This is a genomic window from Achromobacter insuavis (genome assembly GCF_902859645.1).
Taxonomy (GTDB): Bacteria; Pseudomonadota; Gammaproteobacteria; order Burkholderiales; family Burkholderiaceae_B; genus Achromobacter; species Achromobacter insuavis.
Genome location: NZ_CADIJR010000099.1, coordinates 1 through 20,886, shown reverse-complemented (window position 1 = coordinate 20,886; position 20,886 = coordinate 1). Strand labels below are relative to the sequence as shown.

Genomic DNA, 20,886 nt, shown 5'->3' with positions numbered 1-20,886 from the left:
GTTCTGCGGGCTGGATCCGCGGCCCAACGAATCTGGCCGCAAAGTTGGCCGGCGACGCTTGAGCAAACAGGGCGACAAGGCCGCCAGGACGTTGCTGTACAACGCGGCCAGCTCGGCAGCGCGTACGGCTCACTTCAAGGATTACTACGCCATGCTCAGGGCCCGTGGGCTGGCCTCGACGGCAGCGCTGGTGGTGATCGCGCGCAAGTTGTTGCGTATTGCTTACGGGGTCTGGCGCACCGGGCAAGCCTTCGATCCCGGGAGGTTGAACCTGAAAACAGCTTGATCCGGACCATAGAATCTCGTTGCCGCCTACGGCGGCTGCCTTCGGATTCCGTCGGGCGCATCTGACGCCCCGCGCCCCACCGGCCGCCGACGCCACGGGCGGCCAAAAGACCCCCCCCCGGCCGCGACAGCATCAAAGCCTCCCGTTAAACTTCCGAAAAAAATCACAAATCAATATCGGAGGACGGACATGCGCATTCTGCTGGTCGAGGACAACCTCGACCTGGGCGATGCCGTGGAGAGCAAACTGCGTTCGGCGGGCCATAGCGTGCAATGGGTGCGTGATGGCGTCGCCGCGCTGCGCTGGGGCCTGGACGAGACCTGGGATGCCCTGGTGCTCGACATCAACCTGCCCGGCAAGGACGGCTTCAGCGTCATCCGCGAATTGCGCGCCGCCGGGCTCGAAGCGCCCGTGCTCGTCGTGACCGCGCGGTCCGAGATCGAAGACAAGATCGACATGCTCGACCTCGGCGCCGACGACTACCTCGTCAAGCCCTTCGACCTGCGCGAGCTGGAAGCGCGGCTGCGCGCCCTGCTGCGCCGGCCCGCCGGACAGACCAGCAGCGTCACCGCCTATGGCAACCTGAGCCTCGACCTGGCCAACCGCCACGTCGTGCTGGCCGGCGCGCCGCTGGAACTGGGGCGGCGCGAATTCCGGCTGCTGGAGATCCTGGTCGGCAAACTGGGGCAGACCGTCGCCAAGGAACGGCTGATGAACCAGCTGTTCGACCTGGACGACGGCTCGCTCAATGCGCTGGAGCTGCTGATCTCGCGCCTGCGCAAGAAATTGGCGGGCGCCTCGATCGATATCGTCACCGTGCGCGGCGTCGGCTACCAGGCCCGCAGCCATGAGCCTTCCTGACAGCTTTTCGATCCGCCGCCGCGTCTTCACGCTGGGCGCGGCGCTGCTGGCCTGCGCGCTGATCGGGTTGGTGTTCTTCCTGCGCGACTACGCCCAGCGCGCCGCCGAGCAGGCCTTCGACCGGCTGCTGGCGGCGTCGGCGCTGACCATCGCCGGCTCGGTCCAGATCGAGGACAACGGCGTCACCGTCGAACCGCCCGTGTCGTCCCTGGCCATGCTGTCGGGCAGCGAGCGCGTGTTCTACGAGGCCCGCACCTCCAACGGCCGCCTCATCACCGGCTACGCCGACCTGGCGCCCGGCTTGCCGCTGGCGCAGTCGGCCACCCCGGTCTTCACCTACCTGAGTTATCACGACGAGCCGGTGCGCGTGGCCACGGTGGGCCGGCTGGTGTCGGCCAGCCAGCATGCCGGCTGGGTCACCGTGCGGGTAGCGGAAACGCTGGGATCGCGCGAGGAACTGGCCAGCGAAATCCTGGGCCGCAGCGTGCTGCCGCTGGTGGTCGTGTCGCTGGTGGCGCTGGGCCTGCTGTGGTTCGGCGTGCAGCGCGCGTTCGCGCCGCTGGCCGTGGTCGAGCGCGAACTGCGGCGGCGGGCGCCGGACGACCTGGCGCCGCTGATCACCCCGGTGCCGACCGAAGTGCGGCGCCTGGTCGAAGCCCTGAACGCCTTCATGCAACGCCTGTCGGGACTGATGGACACCCTCAACACCCTGGTCGCCGATGCGGCCCACCAGGTGCGCACGCCCCTGGCCTCGCTGCGGGCGCAGGCCGAAGTGGCGCTGGATGAAACCGATCCCAAGCGGCTGCACGAGCGCCTTGGCCGCATCCACCTGAACGCCACCCATGCCAGCCAGCTCATCAACCAGCTGCTGATGGACGCCACCATCACGCACCGGCTGGGCAAGGGCGCGCGCGCGCCGGTGGGCGTGGCCGAGACCATCAACGAGACCCGCCGCCGCATCGGGCCGCTGGAGGCGCAGCGCCTGCGCATCGAGATCGCGCCGCAGGTGCGGCGCGCCCGCATCGCCGGCGATCGCGTGGCGCTGCGCGAAATGCTGCGCAACCTGGTGGACAACGCGCTGCGCTATGCGCCCGAGGGCACCGTCGACATCCAGGCCACGCCGGTGGCCGGCTACCGGGTGGCGCTGACCGTGTCCGACCGCGGGCCGGGCATCGCCGATGACGAAAAGGACGCCGTGCAGCAACGCTTCACCCGCGGCCGCACCGGCGAATCGCTGCCCGGCTCGGGACTGGGACTGGCCATCGTGCGCTCGGTGGCGGTGGCGCATGGCGGCTCGCTGTGGCTGCAGGACCGTCCGGGCGGCGGCCTGTCGGCGCGCGTCATCCTGCCGCTGGCGCGCCAACGCACCGGCCGTAACGTGGCCAGCTGGCTCGGCGCCATTGGCGCGGCCATGCTGCTGCTGACCACCGCGCCCGCCGACGTGCGCGCCGCCGATATCCCCGAGATCGTCACCCGCTATCCGGCGCCGCAGCCGTCGTCGCGCGTGCTGACCATCGCCGGCCCGACCGACACGCCGGTGGTGGCGCCGCTGATCCTCGGCTTCCAGGCGCAGCGGCCCGACGTTACCGTGGTCTACCGCGAGATGGGCAGCCGCGAACTGTACGAGGCCGCCATCGAGGACCGGCTCAAGGACGTGGACGTGCTGATGAGTTCGGCCTCGGACCTGCAGATCCGCCTGGCCAACGACGGTTACGCCCAGCGCTACACCTCGCCGTATGCGACCAAGCTGCCGTCGTGGGCGGTGTGGCGCAACGAGGTCTACGGCTTCACCTTCGAGCCGGCCGTGATCGTCTACAACCCCAAGCGCTACACCGAGGCCACCGTGCCGCGATCGCGCCAGGACCTGCTGCGCACGCTCGAACAGGATCGCGCGCGGCTGCACGGCCGGGTCGGCACCTACGATATCTCGCGCAGCAGCGTGGGCTATCTGATGGCCGAGCAGGACGAGCTGGTGTCGTCGAACTTCTGGGGCCTGGCCAACGCCTTCGGCCAGGTCGGCGTGCGGCTGTCGGCCACCAGCGCCGAACTGCTCGACGCCATCGAGAACGACGAGATGGACCTGGGTTACAACATCCTCGGCTCCTACGCCCTGTCGCGCCAGGCGGCGGGCAGCAAGATCGGCGTGGTGTTCCCGCAGGACTACGTGCTGGTGCTGGCGCGCTCGGTGCTGATCGCGCGGCGCGCGCCCAACCCGGACCTGGGCCGCGCGCTGGTCGACTGGCTGCTGTCGCCGGCGGGCCAACAGGTGGCATCGAGCCATGCGGCGCTGGGATCGATCATGGAAGACACGCCCGGCCGCTGGACCTCGGAAGCGGTGCTGGCGCGCTCGCAGGGCATCGTGCAGCCGGTGGTGCTGTCGCCGGCGCTGCTGGTGGGGCTCGACCAGCGGCGTCATTCGCGCTTCGTGCAGAACTGGATCCGGCTGGTGACCGACACGCCCGAACGCCCCTAGGGCGCGGCGGGCGGACACCGGGATTACCCCTATCCCGGCTGTCGTCCCATGACAGGACGACGACAGACGCCGAAACCTAAGATGGGCGCCAAGCAGGCCCTTGCGCCTGTCGATACCAATTCCAAACGGAGACAAGACATGCTTGCCAAGTCCAGACTGGCGGCCGCCTGCGCCGCTGCATTCGCCATCGCCGCCGGCAGCGCCTACGCCCAAACGGTTCCCGCGGGCTACCCGGCCGATTATCAGAAGATCCTCGACGGCGCCAAGAAGGAAGGCAAGGTCGTGATCTATTCGACCACCGACACCAAGGCCGCCGGCCCCATCATCAAGGGCTTCGAGGCGCTGTATCCCGGCGTCAAGGTCGAATACAACGACATGAACAGCACCGAGCTGTACAACCGCTACATCAGCGAACAGGCGGCGGGCGGCAGCAGCGGCGACATCGTCTGGAGCTCGTCGATGGACTCGGCGCTCAAGCTGGCCACCGACTACGCGCTGCAGTACAAGTCGCCCGAGATCGCCAAGCTGCCGGCCTGGGCGGTGTGGAAGGATTCGGCCTACGGCACCACCTACGAACCGGCGGTGTTCATCTACAACAAGCGCCTGATCCCGGCCAACGAAGTGCCGACCACGCACGGCGCCCTGGCCAAGCTGATCGCCAGCCAGCCGGACAAGTTCAAGAACAAGGTCACCACCTACGACATCGAGAAGTCGGCCGTGGGCTTCATGCTGGCCGTGCAGGACAAGGCCAACGATCCCAAGTACTTCGAGACGCTCAAGGACATCGCCAAGGGCGGCCTGATCGTGCAGTCGTCCACCGGCACCATGATGGAACGCGTGTCGTCGGGCGAGAACCTGGTCGGCTACAACATCCTGGGCTCGTACGCCGAGACCCGCGCCAAGACCGACCCGTCGCTGGGCGTGGCCTACCCGACCGACTACGCGCTGGTGCTGTCGCGCGTGGCGTTCATCAGCAAGAAGGCCAAGAACCGCAACGCCGCCAAGCTGTGGATGGACTACCTGCTGTCGCAGAAGGGCCAGGAAATCATGGCCAACCAGGCCGACCTGGCCTCGGTCCGTGACGACATCGAAGGCGACAACGACGTCGACGGCATGACCAAGAAGCTGGGCGCCTCGCTCAAGCCGATCCCGGTCAACGAGACGCTGCTGGACTACCTGGAGCAGAACAAGCGCCTGCAGTTCATCAAGGACTGGCGCGCCGCCGCCGGCAAGTAAGGCTGTCGCCGGTACAGCCGGGGGCCACCGGCCCCCGGCCGCAAGCACGCGGGAGGGCGTAGCACCGCCGCCCGCCAGGCCGCCCGTGGCCCGGGTGTTCATGGCCAGTGGGCGCGACCCGCGTCTATCGAGATAACAGGATTTTCCCCATGCAGTCATTGCGCAGAAAATGGCAGTCCCTGCCACGCGGCGTGGTGGTGCTGATCACAGCCTTGGCCATCTACGTGCCGCTGTCGTTCATCATCATCCAGAGCTTTCTATCCGCGCCCTTCTTTTCGCCGTCCAAGGTCTTCAGCCTGGACGCATTCCGCTTCATCTTCGCGGACCCCGATTTCTACAAGGCGCTGAAAAGCGGCTTCATCCTGGCGTTCGGGCTGGCCATCATCGCCATCCCGCTGGGCGGCATGCTGGCGTTCCTGATGATCCGCACCGACCTGCCGGGCCGGCGCTGGATCGAGCCGCTGATCCTGGTGCCGATCTTCGTGTCGCCGATGGTGCTGGGCTTCGGCTACGTGGTGGCGGCGGGCCCGGTCGGCTTCTTCTCGACCTGGGTGCAGAACATCCTGGGCTTCGTGCCCTGGAACGTGTATTCGCTGACCAGCATCGTCATCATCGCCGGCCTGACGCACGTGCCGCACGCCTACCTGTACATCTCGTCGGCGCTGCGCAGCATGGGCTCGGACGTCGAGGAAGCGGCCCGCGTCAGCGGCGCCTCGCCGCTGCGCGTGATGGTCTCGGTGAGCCTGCCGATGGTGCGCCCCGCCATGCTGTACGCCACCGTGCTGCTGTTCTTCCTGGGCCTGGAAGTGTTCGGCCTGGTGCTGGTGCTGGGTGACCCGGAAGGCAACCTGGTGCTGGCGACGTACCTGTACAAGCTGACCAACAAGCTCGGCATCCCGTCGTACCACCTGATGGCCGCGGTGGCCGTGGTGCTGATCTGCATGACGATTCCGCTGGTCATGCTGCAGCGCCGCCTGATGCGCACCGCCAACCGCTTCGTCACCGTCAAGGGCAAGGCCTCGCGCGCCCGTCCGCTGCCGCTGGGCAAGTGGCGCTGGGTGGCTGGCGGCGTGGTGACGTTCTGGCTGCTGGTCACCATCGTGGTGCCGCTGCTGGGCGTGCTGCTGCGCGCCTTCGTGTCCAACTGGGGCATGGGCGTGTCGCTGTTCGACGTGCTGTCGCTGGATGCGTTCCGCACGGTGTTCTCGCAACCCAACCTGATGCGCGCGATCGTCAATTCGGTGGCCATCGGCGTCTTCGGCGGCGCGCTGGCGGTGTTCTGCTACACCTTCGTCGGCCTGGCGATGCACCGCAAGCCGGACAACGTCACGCGCTTCATGGACTACAGCGTGCTGGTGCCGCGCGCCGTGCCCGGCCTGCTGGCGGGCCTGGCGTTCCTGTGGGTGTTCCTGTTCGTGCCGATGTGGCTGGACAACGCGCTGGATCCGGACCTGGGCGGCTGGCTGTCGGGCCTGCCGTTCGCGGAATGGCTGCGCGAGAACTTCGTCGAATGGCTGCGTTCCATCCGCAGCACCATCTTCAGCGTGTGGCTGGCCTACACGGTGGTCTGGATGGCCTATGGCCTGCGGCTGATCTCGTCGACGCTGCTGCAGGTCGGCCCCGAGCTGGAAGAGGCCGCCCGCAGCGCCGGCGCGCGCCGCGGCCAGGTCACCCGCCACGTCACCGTGCCGCTGGCCAAGTACGGCCTGATCGGTTCGTGGCTGCTGATGTTCCTGATTTTCGAGCGTGAATACTCCACCGGCGTCTATCTGCTGTCGCCCGGCACCGAGACCATCGGCTCCATGCTGGTGTCGCTGTGGGCCTCGGGCGCCATCGACATCGTGGCCGCGCTTTCCTTCATCAATATCGTTCTGGTCGTGATCGGCCTGGGCATCGCCCTGCGATTCGGAGTCAAACTTCATGATTGAGCTTTCTGTAGAAGACCTGCACCTGGATTACGGCGACAACCCGGTGCTCAAGGGCGTGTCGATGCAACTGCGCCAGGGCGAAGTGGTGTCGCTGCTGGGCCCCTCGGGCAGCGGCAAGACCACCCTGCTGCGCGCCGTGGCCGGCCTGGAAGGCCCCAAGCGCGGCCGCATCACCATCGGCGAGCGCACCGTCTACGACGGCGCCGCGCGCCAGGAGATCCCGGCCGAAGAGCGCAATCTCGGCCTGGTGTTCCAGTCGTACGCGCTGTGGCCGCACAAGACCGTGTTCGAAAACGTGGCCTACCCGCTCAAGCTGCGCAAGGTGCCGTCGAACGAAGTGCGCGAACGCGTGCAGGCGGTGCTGGACCAGCTCGGCCTGGGCAAGCTCGGCCAGCGCCATCCGCACGCGCTGTCCGGCGGCCAGCAGCAGCGCGTGGCCATCGGCCGCGCGCTGGTGTACAGCCCGCCCGTGATCCTGCTGGACGAGCCGCTGTCCAACCTGGACGCCAAGCTGCGCGAGGAGGCCCGCGCCTTCCTGCGCGAGCTGATCATCCGCCTGGGCCTGTCGGCATTGATGGTGACGCATGACCAGAGCGAAGCCATGGCCATTTCCGACCGCATCCTGCTGCTGAACAACGGCAAGATCGAACAGCAGGGCACGCCGCAGGAGATGTACGGCGCGCCGTCGACGCTGTTCACCGCCGAATTCATGGGCAGCAACAACCGCCTGGACGGCAAGGTCACCGAAGTGCGTGACGGCCGCGCCCGCATCGAGGGCCGCGGCTGGGCGCTGTGGGGCAAGGCCGGCGAGGGCGTGGCCGCGGGCCAGGACGCCACCGCCGTGATCCGGGTCGAGCAGGTCCGCCTGGCGGAAGATCCCGACGGCAACCACATCGACATGCCGCTGCTGACCAGTATGTACCTGGGCGACCGCTGGGAATACCTGTTCCGCACCCCTGACGCGGATCCGGCCAACACCCTGGCGCTGCGCGCCTACGGTCCCGAGGGCCGCGAGCCGGGCCCCTGCCGCCTGGCGCTGCCGGCCAGCAAGGTCTGGGTGTTCCCGCGCCCGTCCAAGTAAGGTGACGGCGGCGGGCGGAGTGGCTCTACAATGCGTGCGTGCAACACGTCGCTGACTCCCCTCCCCCGCTGAGCCGTCCGCTGCGGTGGCTGGGCGCGCCCGCCCAGCATTACCTGCGCATCGGCCTCGCGATTTCGCTGTTGGTGCACGCCGGCGCCCTGGCGTGGCGCTTTGGCGCGCCCGCCCTGTCGCGGCCGCCGGCGACCAGCCTGGAGGTGGTGCTGCTCAACGCCCGCAGCGAGACGCCGCCCGATACCCCCCGCGCCCAGGCGCAGAACCAGATGAGCGGCGGCGGCAACGCCGAGCGCGGCCTGTCCACCACGCCCCTGCCCCAGACCGGCGCCTCGGCCGAGACCATCGTGCTCGAGGCCATGCGGCGCCGCCAGGTGCAGCTCGAGGCCGAGCAGACCCGCCTGATGACCCAGCTGCGCGCCGCCGACAAAGCCGGCGCCGAGCGTCAGGCCGTCAACCCCTGGCCCGACGGCAACGAGCGCGGCAAGGACGCCGAGGACCAGGCCAGCGTCATCCAGAACGCCCAGGTCGCCGCGCTGGCGGCCAAGGTGCAGCAATACAGCGCCGAGCCGCGCAAGCAGTTCGTGGCGCCCTCGGCCGAGGCCTCGCGCTACGCCGCCTACCTGGACGCCTGGCGCACCCGCATCGAAACCGTCGGCACCCAGCATTACCCGGACGAGGCGCGCGGCCGCATCTATGGCTCGCTGCGCATCACCGTGTCGGTGCGCGCCGACGGCAGCATCGCCGACGTCGAGATCGACCAGCCGTCGCCGCACGCGGTGCTGAACCAGGCCGTACGCCGCATCGTGCAGCTGGCGGCCCCGTTCCCGCCGTTCCCGCCCGAGATCGCGCGCGACACCGACGTGCTGGTCATCACCCGCACCTGGCATTTCGTCAACGACACCCTGGAAACCCAAGCCCCATGACCGAGGCGTCCCCTCTTGCCCGCTACGCCGTGATCGGCAACCCCATCGCGCACAGCCGCTCGCCGCAGATCCACGCCCTGTTTTCCCGCCAGACCGGCAAGCCGCTCAGCTACGAGCGCCTGCTGGCGCCGGTGGACGGCTTCACGGCGGCCGTCGCCGCCTTCGCCGCCGAGGGCGGCCTGGGCCTGAATGTGACGGTGCCGTTCAAGCAGGAGGCCTACGCGCTGGCCGCGGGCCGCCTGTCCAGCCGCGCCCGCCTGGCCGGCGCGGTCAACACCCTGTCGTGGCGCGACGGCGCCTGGCACGGCTGCAATACCGACGGCGTAGGCCTGGTCTCCGACCTGCTGCGCCTGGGCGTGCGCCTGAGCGGCGCCTCGGTGCTGCTGGTGGGCGCGGGCGGCGCCGCCCGCGGCGTGCTGCAACCCTTGGCGCAGGCCGGTTGCGCCCGCATCCATATCGTCAACCGCACCGCCGCCCGCGCGCTGGAGCTGGCCGAGGGCTGGCGCGAGACCGGCGCCGAGCCGCAGACCCGGGTCACCGCCGGCGGCCTGGCCGACGCCGCCCTGCCCGGCGGCTGGAACCTGGTGGTCAATGCCACCGCCAGCGGGCTGCAGGACGCCGCTCCCGACCTGCCCGCCGGCCTGTACGCCGAGGGCGCGGCCGCCTACGACATGATGTACGGCGCCCAGCCGACGGCGTTCATGCGCCAGGCCCGGGAAGACGGCGCCGCCCTCACCGCCGACGGCCTGGGCATGCTGGTGGGCCAGGCGGCCGAGAGCTTCTTCATCTGGCACGGCGTGCGGCCCGACCCCGCCCCGGTGCTGGCCGCGCTGCGCGAGGCGCTCATGGCCGGAAACTGAACCGATGGCCGCCCGCGGCAAGAGCGGCAAGCGCCGCTCCTGGTTCCGGATCATCACCGGCGCGCTGATGGCGCTGGTGTGCGCCGTGCTGCTGTACCAGTTCTGGCTGTTCGGGCTGGTGGTCTGGTACAACTACCAGAACCCGGGCAGCAGCGCCGTGATGCGCGAGGAATTGTCCCGCCTGCAGGACGGCAACCCCGATTTCCGCTTGAAATACGAGTGGGTGCCCTATGACAAGATCAACCGCAGCCTGAAGCTGGCGGTGGTGGCGTCCGAGGATTCCAACTTCACCGAGCATGACGGCATCGAGTGGGACGCCATCCGCAAGGCCTGGGAATACAACCAGAAACAGGAAGCAGCCGGACGCAGCAAGATGCGGGGCGGCTCGACCATCACGCAACAATTGGCCAAGAACCTGTTCCTGTCCAGTTCCCGCAGCTACCTGCGCAAGGGCCAGGAACTGGTGCTGACCTACATGATCGAACACGTCATGAGCAAGGAGCGCATCCTGGAGCTGTACCTGAATGTGGCGGAATGGGGCGTCGGCGTGTTCGGCGCCCAGGCGGCGGCCAAGCATTATTTCAACGTGCCGGCGGCCAGCCTGGGGGCCGCCCAGTCGGCCCGGCTGGCGGCCATGCTGCCCAATCCGCGCTTCTATGACAGCCACCGCAACTCGAACTACCTGAACTCCCGCGTCTACACCCTGACCCGGCGGATGCAGATGGTCGATATTCCCTGATACGAAAACCGGCCGCTTCGACAGGTTCCCGCCCACCTTGGGCGGCGGGATTTGTTAAGCTTTCACGTTTACGCCAATTCGTCTTTTCCGTCTCATTCATGCGTACCGCACGTCGTTACCTGGCCCGCGAGATCTATCGCTCCTGCGCAGTGGTCCTTATGGCCCTGCTGGGCCTTTTCACGTTCTTCGCGCTGGTGGACGACCTGGACAACGTCGGCGACAAGTTCTCGATGATGGCCCTGCTGTACATGCAGGCGCTGGCCATCCCCACCCGCTTGTACGACCTCCTGCCCATCGGCCTGCTGATCGGCGCCATCCTGGCGCTGGCCGGCCTGGCGCAGCGCAATGAGCTGGTGATCCTGCGGGTTTCCGGCGTCAGCGGCATGCGCCTGCTGCGCATGCTCTGGATCGTCACCATTCCGCTGATGATCGGCGCGGCCCTGCTGTCCGAGTACGTCACCCCCTGGGCCGAAATGAAATCGGGCGAGGCCAACCTGGTGTTCCGCGGCAAGGCCGGCGGCGACCGCCTGAACAGCGGCTACTGGTTCAAGGAACCCACCGCCAACGGCGGCACCCGCATCATCAACATCGGCGAGCTCAAGGGCGACGGCCAGGTCACCGGCGTCACCCTGTACGAATTCAAGAAGGACCTGACGCTGTCGGTGCTGTCCACCGCCCCGACCGGGCTCTTCGCCCATGGCGACCTGGTGCTGAAGGACGTCTCCGAGACCCGCCTGGACGACAACGCCTCGGACACGCTGGCCGACGCCCGCCCGCCGAAGAATCCCCCCGCGGTGGTGGTGAAGGTGCCGGAACGCACCGTCGACACCACCCTGAGCGCCGAACGCCTGCTGGCCCGGATCCTGACGCCTGAGCGGATGTCGATCGCGACGCTGCTGGACTATGTGGATTATTTGCGCAACAACCAGCTGCAATATGGTCGACAGGTCGTCGCCTTGTGGCGCAAACTGGCGTATCCGTTCACGCTGCTGGTGATGATCACCATCGCCGCCCCCATCGGCCTGATGCAGACGCGCCGCGGCGGCGTGGGCGCCAAGGTGTTCATCGGCATCCTGCTGGGCGTGGGCTTCTTCATGCTCAACCAGCTGGCGCTGAACGTAGGCATGCTGGGTAAATGGCCGCCCTGGCTCACCGCCCTGGGGCCGAACATCGGCGCCATGGCCCTGGCGCTGGGCGCCATGAGCTACATGGAGTACCGCCACACCATCACCCGTATCGTCCAACAACGTTGGCCCTGGAGCAAGAGTCCCGCATGAACGGCAGTATCTGGATGATCGGCGACGTGCAAGGTTGCTGCTCGCCGCTGGATCGCTTGCTGTCCCATTCCGAACTGGTCGGCGATCCGAAGTCGCGCTTCTGGTTCGCCGGGGATCTGGTCAACCGCGGCCCGCAGTCGCTTGCGACGCTGCGCCGCATCATCGACCTGGGCGACCGCGCCACGGTGGTGCTGGGCAATCACGACCTGCACCTGCTGGCGGCGGCCGCGGGCGTGCGCAAGCCGTCCAAGTCGGACACGCTGGACGACATCCTGCGCGCGCCGGATTCGGCCGACCTGATCGACTGGCTGCGCTCGCGCCCGCTGGCGCATTTCGAGCAGAATCACCTGATGGTGCATGCGGGCACGCTGGCAAAATGGGATGTGGCCAAGACGCTGTCGCTGGCGGCCGAGGTACAGGACGCGCTGCGCGGCCCGAACTGGCAGAAGGCGCTGCAGAAGATGTACGGCAACGAGCCGGCCACCTGGAAGGAAGACCACAAGGGCGGCAAGCGGATGCGGGTGATCATCAATGCGCTGACGCGCATCCGCCTGTGCACGCCGAACGGCCACATGGAGTTCGCGACGAAGGTGACGCCTGGCGCGTGGCCGGCGGGGCTGGTGCCATGGTTCGATGTGCCGAACCGCGCCACGCGCGATGTGACGACGGTGTTCGGCCATTGGTCGACGCTGGGCCTGATGCAGCGTCCGGACGTGATCTGCCTGGATACCGGGTGCGTATGGGGCGGGGCGTTGACGGCGTTGCGGTTGCAGGATCGGAAGCTGGTGCAGGTGAAGTGTTCGCAGTTTCAGGATCCGTTGTCTGAGTGACGGATTCTTCTTGCGATCGAGGTGATGGTCGTTGCTGCTTCGGGCTTGAACGTCTGGTTCTGGCCTTTTTTTCTTGGCGTTGTTGAGTCTTCGTAGGTCGCCCCTCGGTCGGGCGGACCCGATGGCGGGCGCCCACGATTGCGGTCCGGAGCGTTCGCTCCGGACTTCCCCTTCCTCATCCTCGTTGCCGCCTGCGGCGGCTGCCTTCGGATTCCGTCGGGCGCATCGAGGTTGCCCGCCATCGGGTCCGCCCGACCGAGGGGCTACGGATTTCGAGGCTTGTCGCGCTGCTAGAGCTGTGTGCAGGGTATGAAATCTACAGGGCAGCCCATCGCGGCCGCGCGGGCGGCCACGCTGGGCGTCTGTGCATTTGAAAGTGGGGCGGGTGCGCTGTGCGCGGGTGGCGAGCGGTTTTCTATTGATTCCGCGCATCAGGGGGAGGGGCGGTGGTGGTCGGCGCGATGTGCGCCGTGTTGCGCGTGGCGGACTTCGCGCGCCGACCACAAACAGTCTTGGTGCGGGCATGCGTTCAACGGCAACGGTACTTGGCGCTGGTATGCCTCGGTAGCAATGCGTCGCGGTGCTGGCATGCCTTCAGTAGCAAATGCGTCACGACGCAGGCACGCCTTCAAAGAAAACAATCTCGCCGCCACCACACGCGATAGCGTCATCACCAATCGCAAGACATCGCGTAAGCCTCAAAAGGCCGCCCGCGCGGCCGGCTTGAGGCGGGCCCCGCCCCAACATTCACCGCAAGCGCGAAGCGGCATCCTCAACCGCAAGACCCCGCGAATGCCCTCCGATGGCCGCCCGCGCGGCCGAGGAAGGGCGACCATCGCAAGATCTTCCAATCCACGCCAGCCCAACATAAGAACGCCAGCACCGTCACCCACACGCGAGAGCGCCATCGCTCAGACGCAAGACACCGCGTAAGTCCTAAAAGGCCGCCCGCGCGGCCTTTTAGGACGGGCCCCGCAAATCTCTCCCCCCCAGCCTTGACGTTGCATCAGCATGCCAAGCACACCACCCGCCCCAGAGACCGGCAGTAAGTCTCATCGCGAGCGCGTGGTGGGGTCGGTGGGGGATGGCGGGGCGTGTAGATGCGCCCGAGGGAAACCGTAGGGAGCCGAAGGCGGACGAGGTTGACGAAGGGGCAGTCCGGAGCGAACGCTCCGGACCGCAATCGTAGCCCCGCCATCCCCCACCGACCCCACCACGCGCGCCTAAAGAACCCACCCCGCAACAGCAAAACAAGCCCCTCACCCCCGAATGTCAGCCAAAAACTTCCGTGCCCTCTCCGTCCCCGGCCGCCCAAAAAACGCCTCCGGCCCCGCCACCTCCAAAATCCTCCCCGCATCCATAAACCAAACCGTATCGGCCACCTCCCGCGCAAACCCCATCTCGTGCGTCACGCACACCATGGTCATGCCGTCCCTGGCCAGGCCCTTCATCACCTGCAGCACCTCGCCCACCATCTCGGGGTCCAGCGCGCTGGTCGGTTCGTCGAACAGCATCACCGGCGGATTCATCGCCAGCGCCCGCGCGATCGCCACGCGTTGCTGCTGGCCGCCGGACAGTTGCGCCGGGTAGGCTTCGGCCTTGTGGGCCAGGCCGACGCGGTCCAGCAGCTGCATGGCGCGGTCGCGCGCCTCGGGGCGGCGGGCGCGTTTCAGTTGTAGCGGGGCCAGCATCAGGTTCTCCAGCACCGACAGGTGCGGGAACAGGTTGAACTGCTGGAACACGAAGCCGATGTGGCTGCGCAGCGTGTCCAGGTGCACCTTCCCGCCGTAGATGTCCTGGCCGTCGACCTCGATCACGCCCTTCTGGATCGGCTCCAGCCGGTTCACCGTGCGGATCAGGGTCGACTTGCCCGAGCCGGACGGGCCGCACACCACCACCACCTCGCCGCGCCGCACCTGCGCGGTCACGTCGGTCAGCGCCTGATAGTCGCCGTACCACTTCTGCACTTCGGAAAATCGGATCATGTCGGAACCACCTTGGGGGCAGGCGCGCGGCCGGCGCGGCGGCTGCCGATGCGTTTCTCGGTCAGGTGCACCAGGGCGCTCAGGCCGAAATTCAGGATGAAATAGGTCAGCGCCAGCAGCGCGAACACTTCGAACGGCTTGGTCAGCAGGACGCTGTTGATCTGGTTGGCGGCATAGGTCAGCTCCTGCACGCTGATCACGTAGGCCAGCGAGGTCTCCTTCACCGTCGAGACGAACTGGCTCAGCATGCTGGGCAGCATGTTGTAGAGCGCCTGCGGCAGGATCACCCGGCGCATGGTCTGCAGGTACGACAGGCCGAGCGCGCGGCCGGCCTCCTGCTGCCCGGGCGGCAACGCCTGGATGCCGGCGCGGATGATCTCGGCCAGGTAGGCGCTTTCGTAGCACACCAGCGCCACCACCATCGTCGTGGTGCCCGCCACCGGCCGGCCGATGATGAGCGGCACGAAGAAGTACGCCCAGAAGATGAACATCAGCAGCGGCAGGCCGCGCACCAGGTACACCATGGCCGACGCCGGCCAGCGCAGCGCGCGGTACGGACTGATGCGGCCCAGCGCCAGCAGCACGCCGCAGGGCAGCGCCAGCGCCAGGCTGATGGCGGCCAGGCCCAGCGTGGCGACCAGGCCGCCGATCGGGCCGTGCGGATACTGGCCGATGAGCAGCAGCAGCCAGTTGTCTTTGAGGATATCCCACATTCAATGGCCTCCCAGCGGACGGTAGCGCCGCTGCAGCAGCGCGCCGCCGCCCATGATGAGAAACGACAGCGCCAGGTAGATCGCCGTCACCACCGCATAGGCCTCGAAGGTGCGGAACGTGTAGTTCTCGATCTCGCGGCCGGCGGCGGTCAGTTCGGCCACGCCGATGGCCATGGCCAGGCTGGTGTTCTTGACCAGCAGCAGGGTCTGGTTCAGGAGTGGCGGAATGGCGATGCGGAAGGCCTGCGGCAGCACCACGCAGCGCATGGTGCGCAGAAAGCCCAGGCCCAGCGCGCGGGACGCCTCGACCTGCCCCGGCGGGATGGCGCGCACGGCACTGCGCAGGTCCTCGCAGATGTAGGCCGACATCACCAGGCCGATGGCGATGCACGACAGGATGAACTCGCTGCCGTGGCTGTTGAGCCAGTCGGTCGCGGCCTGCGGCAGCAGGGCCGGCACGCCGAAATACCAGAACAGGATGTGCACCAGCATGGGCACGTTGCGATGGAAGGCCACGTACAGCGCGATCAGCGCGTTGGCCACGGGCGAGCCGGTCAGGCGGATGACCGCCAGCAGGCTGCCCACCAGGAACGCCAGGATCCAGGCCAGCCCGGCCAGCGCCAGGGTGGTGACAAACCCCCTGAGCAGCCAGGCCGGGTACTCCCCCTGGAAGATGGCGGAGAAGTCGAAGACGTAATGCATCGGCTAAGGCTCCGGCGCGAGGCGCCTCAACCCTTGATCGCTTCGATGCGGAAGTCGCGCTTCATGTTGAACTGGGTGCCGGCGCCGAACCACTTGTCGAAGATCTGCGTGGCCTTGCCCGAGGCTTCCAGCCCGTCCAGCACCTGGTTCACCTGGTTCAGCATCGCGGTATCGCCGCGGCGCACGCCCATGCCCCACGGCTCCACGAACAGCGCCGGTTCGAGGATCTTGGCCGGCACCGCGCTGCTCGCGGCCTGCTGCTTGAGCTTGACCAGCATCAGTTCGGAACCGACGAAGCCGCTGACCTTGCCCTGCTGCAAGGCGAGGAAGGCGCCGCTGGGATCCTTGAACGTCACCGGCTCGACGTTGGGGATGAACTTGCGCGCGCCCTGCTCCGACGACGAACCGCGCACCGCGCTGACGCGCTTGCCTGCCAGGTCGGCGGGCGCCTTCAGGTCCTTGTCCGATTCCCGCGCCAGCACCTTCTGCAGGCTCACGAAATGCTGGTGCGAGTAGTCGATCTGCTGCGCCCGCTCGGGGCTCCAGCCGAGGTTGGCGGCGGCCACGTCGACGCGGCCGGCAATCAGTTCGGGGATACGGGCCTCGACCGCGATGAGCTTGAGCTCCAGCGGCACGCCCAGGCTGTCGGCCACGGCCTGGCACATGTCGACTTCGTAGCCGACGATGGCGCGGGTCTTGGGATCCTGGAAGCTGAACGGCTCGGCCGTGCCCATGGTGCCGCAGATGAACTTGCCGCGCGCCTTGATGTCCTGCAGCGTGTCCGCGTGGGCGGCGGGCGCCAGGGTTGCGGCCAGGCCGATGGCGGCCGCGCAGGTGATGATCCAGTGCTTCATGCTGATTCCCTTGAAATATAAGTATGGGTACTGCCAACGACGGCGGCCCCTGCGCGGGGCCGCCGGACTCAAGCCAGCCTGCCGCAGGCCTCGGCGATGCGGCGGCAGCCTTCCTCGATGTGGTCCATCGAAGTCGCGAAACTCAGGCGCAGGTACGGCGACAGGCCATAGGCCGCGCCGTCCAGCACCGCCACGCCGGCCTCGTCCAGCAGGAACATGACCACGTCGAGGTCGCTCTGCAACAGCGTGCCCGCCGGCGTGCGCCGTCCCAGCAGGCCCGCGACATTGGGGTAGACGTAGAACGCGCCCTGCGGCCGTGGGCAGCGGATGCCCGGCACCGCGTCCAGCAGCGCCACGATGCGGTCGCGGCGCGCATGGAACACGGCGGCCGCCTCAATGACGCAAGCCTGGTCGGCGCTCAGCGCGACGCGCGCGGCGGCCTGACTGATGGCGCTGACGCAGCTGGTGCTTTGCGAGATCAACGTGGCCATGGCCTTGACCAGGGCCTTGGGGCCGCCGGCGTAACCCAGGCGCCAGCCGGTCATCGCGTAGGCCTTGGAAACCCCGTTGATGGTCAGGGTGCGGGCGGCCAGTTCGGGCGCGACGGCGACCGGCGAGGCGTGGCGCTCGTCGCCGTAGGCCAGGTGCTCGTAGATCTCGTCGGTCATCAGCCAGACCTGCGGATGGCGCGCCAGCACGTCGGCCAGCGCGCGCAGCTCCGCCGCGCTGTACATGGCGCCCGTCGGATTGCCCGGCGTGTTCAGCACGAGCCACTTGGTGCGCGGCGTGATGGCGCGCTCCAGCGCTGCGGGCGTGAGCTTGAAGCCGTCGGTCTCGGGGCAGGCCACCACCACCGGCGTGCCATCGTTGACCAGCACCATGTCGGGATACGAGACCCAGTACGGCGCGGGAATGATGACCTCGTCGCCGGCCTGCACGGTGGCGGCCAGCGCGGTATGGAGCAGTTGCTTGGCGCCCACGCCGACGATCAGTTGGTCGAGCCCGTAGTCCAGCCCGTTCTCGCGCTGGAACTTGGCGCGCACCGCTTCCAGCAGCGACCGCGAGCCGGCCGACGCGGTATAGCGGATATCGCCGCTGTTGAGCGCGTCGATGCCGGCCTGCACGATATGGGCCGGCGTCGGCAGATCCGGCTCGCCGACGGTGAAGTCGATGATGTCGCGCCCCTGCGCCCGCAACTGGTCGACGCGAGTCTTGGCCGCCATACTGGGCGAAGGCTTGATGGCGCGGGCGCGCGCCGCCAGCGCCAGGGTGTCGGCGCCGCTCATGCCAGCCCCTTGGCGGCGAACGCCGCCTGCATCCAGCTCTGCGTGCGGGCGCCGCCGTCGATCTCGGCCATGATGCTCGCCTCCTTGTCGGCATGCGCGCGCGCCGCCGCGATCAAGGCCGGCGCCTCGTCGGCCGCGAAGCTGACCAGGCCGTCCTCGTCGCCCACCACGATGTCGCCCGGATGGATCACCTGGCCGCCGATCGACACCGGCACGTTGACCTCGCCCGGGCCGTCCTTGTAAGGGCCGCGATGGATGTGGCCGCGCGCATAGCAGGGAAACGCGTCGGCCTCGAACGCGCCGACGTCGCGGATGGCGCCGTCCACCACGACCCCGGCGCAGCCGTGCGCCTGCAGGTAGCGCTTCATGATCTCGCCCAGCACCGCGTTGGACAGGTCGCCGCCGGCGTCCACCACCAGCACGTGGCCAGGCTGCACCTGCATCATGGCCTTGTAGATCATCAGGTTGTCGCCGGGACGGGTCTTGACGGTGAGCGCGGTGCCGACCAGCTTGCCGGCGCGGTTGTAGCGATGCAGCCCGGCGATGCCTTCGCGGCGCGCCAGGTTGTCGCTGAGATGCGGAGTGACGATGCCGGCCAGCGCCTGCAGGATGGCGTCGGGGGCAACGGGTGCGGCCGGCAATATGCGCGTGCCGGTGATGAGGGTGGCCATGGCGGTCTGCGTAGTCCTGAAACGAATGAGTCAGACCGCATGGTGGGCGCTTTCGGCGATCCGAAAAAGGGATTAAATTTCCACGAAGTTCATCCCTTTCAGGAATATAAGGGTTATCACTTAGCGGAAATTTTGGAATGAATCAGACCTTCCCCCGGAGCGCGCGATGCTGACTTTCAAGCAGATCGAGGCGCTCTACTGGACCGTGCGCCTGGGCACGTTCTCGGCCTCGGCGCAAAAGCTGCACACCACCCAGTCGGCCATCACCAAGCGCATCCAGGAGCTGGAAGCGGACTTCGACGTGGCCCTGTTCGACCGCTCCGGCCACCGCGCCGAACTGACCGCGCGCGGCCACGAGGTCTATGCGCTGGCCGAGGAAATGCTGGGTCACCGCGACCGCCTGCTGGTGCGCCTGAAGGGCCAGCACACCCTGACCGGCACGTTCCGTTTCGGCATCACCGAGATCACCGCGATGACCTGGCTGCCGGCCCTGATCCGCCTGCTGCGCGCACACTATCCGCGCATCACGCTGGAGCCGCACATCGACCTGGGCGCGGACCTGCAGAAACGCCTGCAGGCGGGCCAGCTGGACATGGCGTTCCTGCATGGCGAATTCGCCGAGCCGGGCCTGGAGGTGGTGGCGCTGCAACGCCTGGAGTTCGCCTGGATGGGCAGCCCCGACATGATCGATCCGAGCCGCGTCTATACGCCGGCAGACATCGCGACCCTGCCGCTGCTGCGCCAGAGCCGGGAGTCGGGCCTGAACATGATCTACGACGGCTGGCTCAAGCCGCATACGCCGGCCAGCAACATGTTCACCATCAACAGCCTGATCGCGATGGCGGGCCTGACGGCGGCCGGCTTCGGGGTGAGTTGCCTGCCGCGGGATTATTTCGCGGAGATGGTGAGCGCTAGGCAGTTGGTGATCGCGCGGACCAGCACGGCGGCGCCGCAGTCGGTGTATTGCGCGATGTACCGGAAGGGGGCTGATGATGCGTTTTGTGAGAGTGTTGCGGAGTTGGCTCGGAGTTGTTGTGATTTTTCTTCTAATGGAAGGCATTAGGGTGCGTGTGAGGTGGGTTCTTTAGGCGCGCGTGGTGGGGTCGGTGGGGGATGGCGGGGCTACGATTGCGGTCCGGAGCGTTCGCTCCGGACTTCCCCTTCGTCATCTTCGTCACAGCCTTCGGCTGTTCCTTCAGATTCCCTCGGGCGCATCTACACGCCCCGCCATCCCCCACCGACCCCGCCACGCGCTCGCGATGAGACTTACTCACGGGCTTTGGGGCGAGCTGTGTGCTTGGCGTGTTGATGCAACGTCAAGGCTGGGGGAGAGATTTACGGGGCCCGTCCTGAAAGGCCTCCCGGGCGGCCTTTCAGGACTTACGCGGTGTCTTGCGTCTGGGCGATGGCGCTCTCGCGTGTGGGTGACGGTGCTGGCGTTTTTATGGGGGCTGGCGTGGATTGGAAGATCTTGCGTTGGTCGCCCTTCCTCGGCCGCGCGGGCGGCCATCGGAGGGCATCCGCGGGGTCTTGCGGTTGGGGATGCCGCTGCGCGCTTGCGGGGAGCGGTGGGGCGGGGCCCGCCGCAAACCGGCCGCGCGGGCGGCCTTTTGAGGCTTACGCGATGTCTTGCGATTGGTGATGACGCTATCGCGTGTGGCGGCGGCGAGATTATTTTCTTTGAAGGCGTGCCTGCGTCGTGACGCATTTGCTATTGAAGGCATGCCCGCACCAAGACTGTTTGTGGTCGGCGCGAGAGGCTCGTCACGCGCAACACGTTTTACGCCGCGCCGACCACCACCGCCTCTCCCCCGACGTGCGGAACCACTAGAAAACCGCTCGTCACCCGCGCGCAGCGCACCCGCATCAAATGCAGATACACCAACGCCAATTGCGGCCGCCCGCGCGGCCACAATTGGCGTCCCGGAAGTTCCATTCCCTGAACACAGGTCTAGCAGCGCGACAAGCCCAGACGCTCGTAGCCCCTCGGGCAGGCGGCCCCCGTGGCGGGCAACCTTGATGCGCCCGAGGGAATCCGTAGGGAGCCGAAGGCGTACGAGATTCTATGGTCCGGATCAAGCTGCTTTCAGGTTCAACCTCCCGGGATCGAAGGCTTGCCCGGTGCGCCAGACCCCGTAAGCAATACGCAACAACTTGCGCGCAATC

18 protein-coding genes are annotated in these 20,886 nt (G+C 67.7%); 12 read left to right on the top strand and 6 right to left on the bottom strand.

The window, feature by feature from the left end:
- The 11 genes from H0523_RS28615 to H0523_RS28565 all read left to right on the top strand — a co-directional run.
- Window positions 1–286, top strand: a 286-nt coding sequence (locus tag H0523_RS28615) for a transposase (RefSeq protein ID WP_180180228.1), incomplete at its 5' end; no start/stop codon positions are given.
- A gap of 189 nt (window positions 287–475) precedes the next feature.
- Window positions 476–1,147, top strand: a complete 672-nt coding sequence (locus H0523_RS28610; protein WP_006392749.1) for a response regulator transcription factor — start codon at window positions 476–478, stop codon at window positions 1,145–1,147.
- Window positions 1,134–3,620: a sensor histidine kinase gene (locus tag H0523_RS28605; protein WP_054435677.1), complete on the top strand. Its 2,487-nt coding sequence runs from the start codon at window positions 1,134–1,136 to the stop codon at window positions 3,618–3,620. Before H0523_RS28610 ends, H0523_RS28605 begins: the two co-directional genes overlap by 14 nt.
- Before the next feature lie 138 nt (window positions 3,621–3,758).
- Entirely contained in the window at window positions 3,759–4,856 is a 1,098-nt protein-coding gene (locus H0523_RS28600) for an ABC transporter substrate-binding protein (protein ID WP_054435679.1), read from the top strand.
- Window positions 4,857–5,005: 149 nt separating this feature from the next.
- Entirely contained in the window at window positions 5,006–6,784 is a 1,779-nt protein-coding gene (locus H0523_RS28595; protein ID WP_054435681.1) for an ABC transporter permease, read from the top strand.
- Window positions 6,777–7,865, top strand: a complete 1,089-nt coding sequence (locus tag H0523_RS28590; protein ID WP_054435683.1) for an ABC transporter ATP-binding protein — start codon at window positions 6,777–6,779, stop codon at window positions 7,863–7,865. The genes H0523_RS28595 and H0523_RS28590 overlap by 8 nt, the downstream gene beginning before the upstream one ends.
- Before the next feature lie 38 nt (window positions 7,866–7,903).
- Entirely contained in the window at window positions 7,904–8,803 is a 900-nt protein-coding gene (locus H0523_RS28585) for a TonB family protein (protein ID WP_082404848.1), read from the top strand.
- Window positions 8,800–9,663 (top strand): shikimate dehydrogenase, encoded by an 864-nt coding sequence (aroE, locus tag H0523_RS28580; protein ID WP_054435685.1) that lies wholly within the window; start codon window positions 8,800–8,802, stop codon window positions 9,661–9,663. The genes H0523_RS28585 and aroE overlap by 4 nt, the downstream gene beginning before the upstream one ends.
- A 4-nt stretch (window positions 9,664–9,667) precedes the next feature.
- The gene (gene mtgA / locus H0523_RS28575) at window positions 9,668–10,402 is read left to right on the top strand and encodes a monofunctional biosynthetic peptidoglycan transglycosylase (protein ID WP_054435688.1); all 735 of its coding nucleotides are present in this window, start codon (window positions 9,668–9,670) and stop codon (window positions 10,400–10,402) included.
- Between the two features lie 98 nt (window positions 10,403–10,500).
- Window positions 10,501–11,679, top strand: coding sequence for an LPS export ABC transporter permease LptG (gene lptG / locus H0523_RS28570; RefSeq protein WP_054435690.1), 1,179 nt, complete (start codon window positions 10,501–10,503; stop codon window positions 11,677–11,679).
- On the top strand, window positions 11,676–12,509 hold the full coding sequence (locus tag H0523_RS28565) for a symmetrical bis(5'-nucleosyl)-tetraphosphatase (RefSeq protein ID WP_054435692.1): 834 nt from the start codon (window positions 11,676–11,678) through the stop codon (window positions 12,507–12,509). The genes lptG and H0523_RS28565 overlap by 4 nt, the downstream gene beginning before the upstream one ends.
- Before the next feature lie 1,259 nt (window positions 12,510–13,768).
- Here the strand turns inward: H0523_RS28565 and H0523_RS28560 are convergent.
- The 6 genes from H0523_RS28560 to H0523_RS28535 all read right to left on the bottom strand — a co-directional run bounded on the left by H0523_RS28560 (window position 13,769) and on the right by H0523_RS28535 (window position 18,720).
- Window positions 13,769–14,494 (bottom strand): amino acid ABC transporter ATP-binding protein, encoded by a 726-nt coding sequence (locus tag H0523_RS28560; protein WP_054435717.1) that lies wholly within the window; start codon window positions 14,492–14,494, stop codon window positions 13,769–13,771.
- The gene (locus H0523_RS28555; RefSeq protein WP_054435719.1) at window positions 14,491–15,207 is read right to left on the bottom strand and encodes an amino acid ABC transporter permease; all 717 of its coding nucleotides are present in this window, start codon (window positions 15,205–15,207) and stop codon (window positions 14,491–14,493) included. The genes H0523_RS28560 and H0523_RS28555 overlap by 4 nt, the downstream gene beginning before the upstream one ends.
- Window positions 15,208–15,909 carry an amino acid ABC transporter permease gene (locus tag H0523_RS28550; protein ID WP_054435723.1) on the bottom strand — a complete coding sequence of 234 codons (702 nt, stop codon included), beginning with the start codon at window positions 15,907–15,909 and terminating at the stop codon, window positions 15,208–15,210.
- A gap of 26 nt (window positions 15,910–15,935) precedes the next feature.
- Entirely contained in the window at window positions 15,936–16,763 is an 828-nt protein-coding gene (locus H0523_RS28545; protein WP_054435725.1) for an ABC transporter substrate-binding protein, read from the bottom strand.
- Window positions 16,764–16,831: 68 nt separating this feature from the next.
- Complete coding sequence (locus H0523_RS28540; RefSeq protein WP_054435727.1) at window positions 16,832–18,049, bottom strand: aminotransferase class I/II-fold pyridoxal phosphate-dependent enzyme; 1,218 nt, start codon at window positions 18,047–18,049, stop codon at window positions 16,832–16,834.
- Window positions 18,046–18,720 carry an RraA family protein gene (locus H0523_RS28535; protein WP_054435730.1) on the bottom strand — a complete coding sequence of 225 codons (675 nt, stop codon included), beginning with the start codon at window positions 18,718–18,720 and terminating at the stop codon, window positions 18,046–18,048. The genes H0523_RS28540 and H0523_RS28535 overlap by 4 nt, the downstream gene beginning before the upstream one ends.
- Before the next feature lie 166 nt (window positions 18,721–18,886).
- On the opposite strand from H0523_RS28535, the gene H0523_RS28530 reads away from it, so the two are divergent.
- Window positions 18,887–19,783 (top strand): LysR family transcriptional regulator, encoded by an 897-nt coding sequence (locus H0523_RS28530; protein ID WP_006392732.1) that lies wholly within the window; start codon window positions 18,887–18,889, stop codon window positions 19,781–19,783.
- Window positions 19,784–20,886: the final 1,103 nt, after the last annotated feature.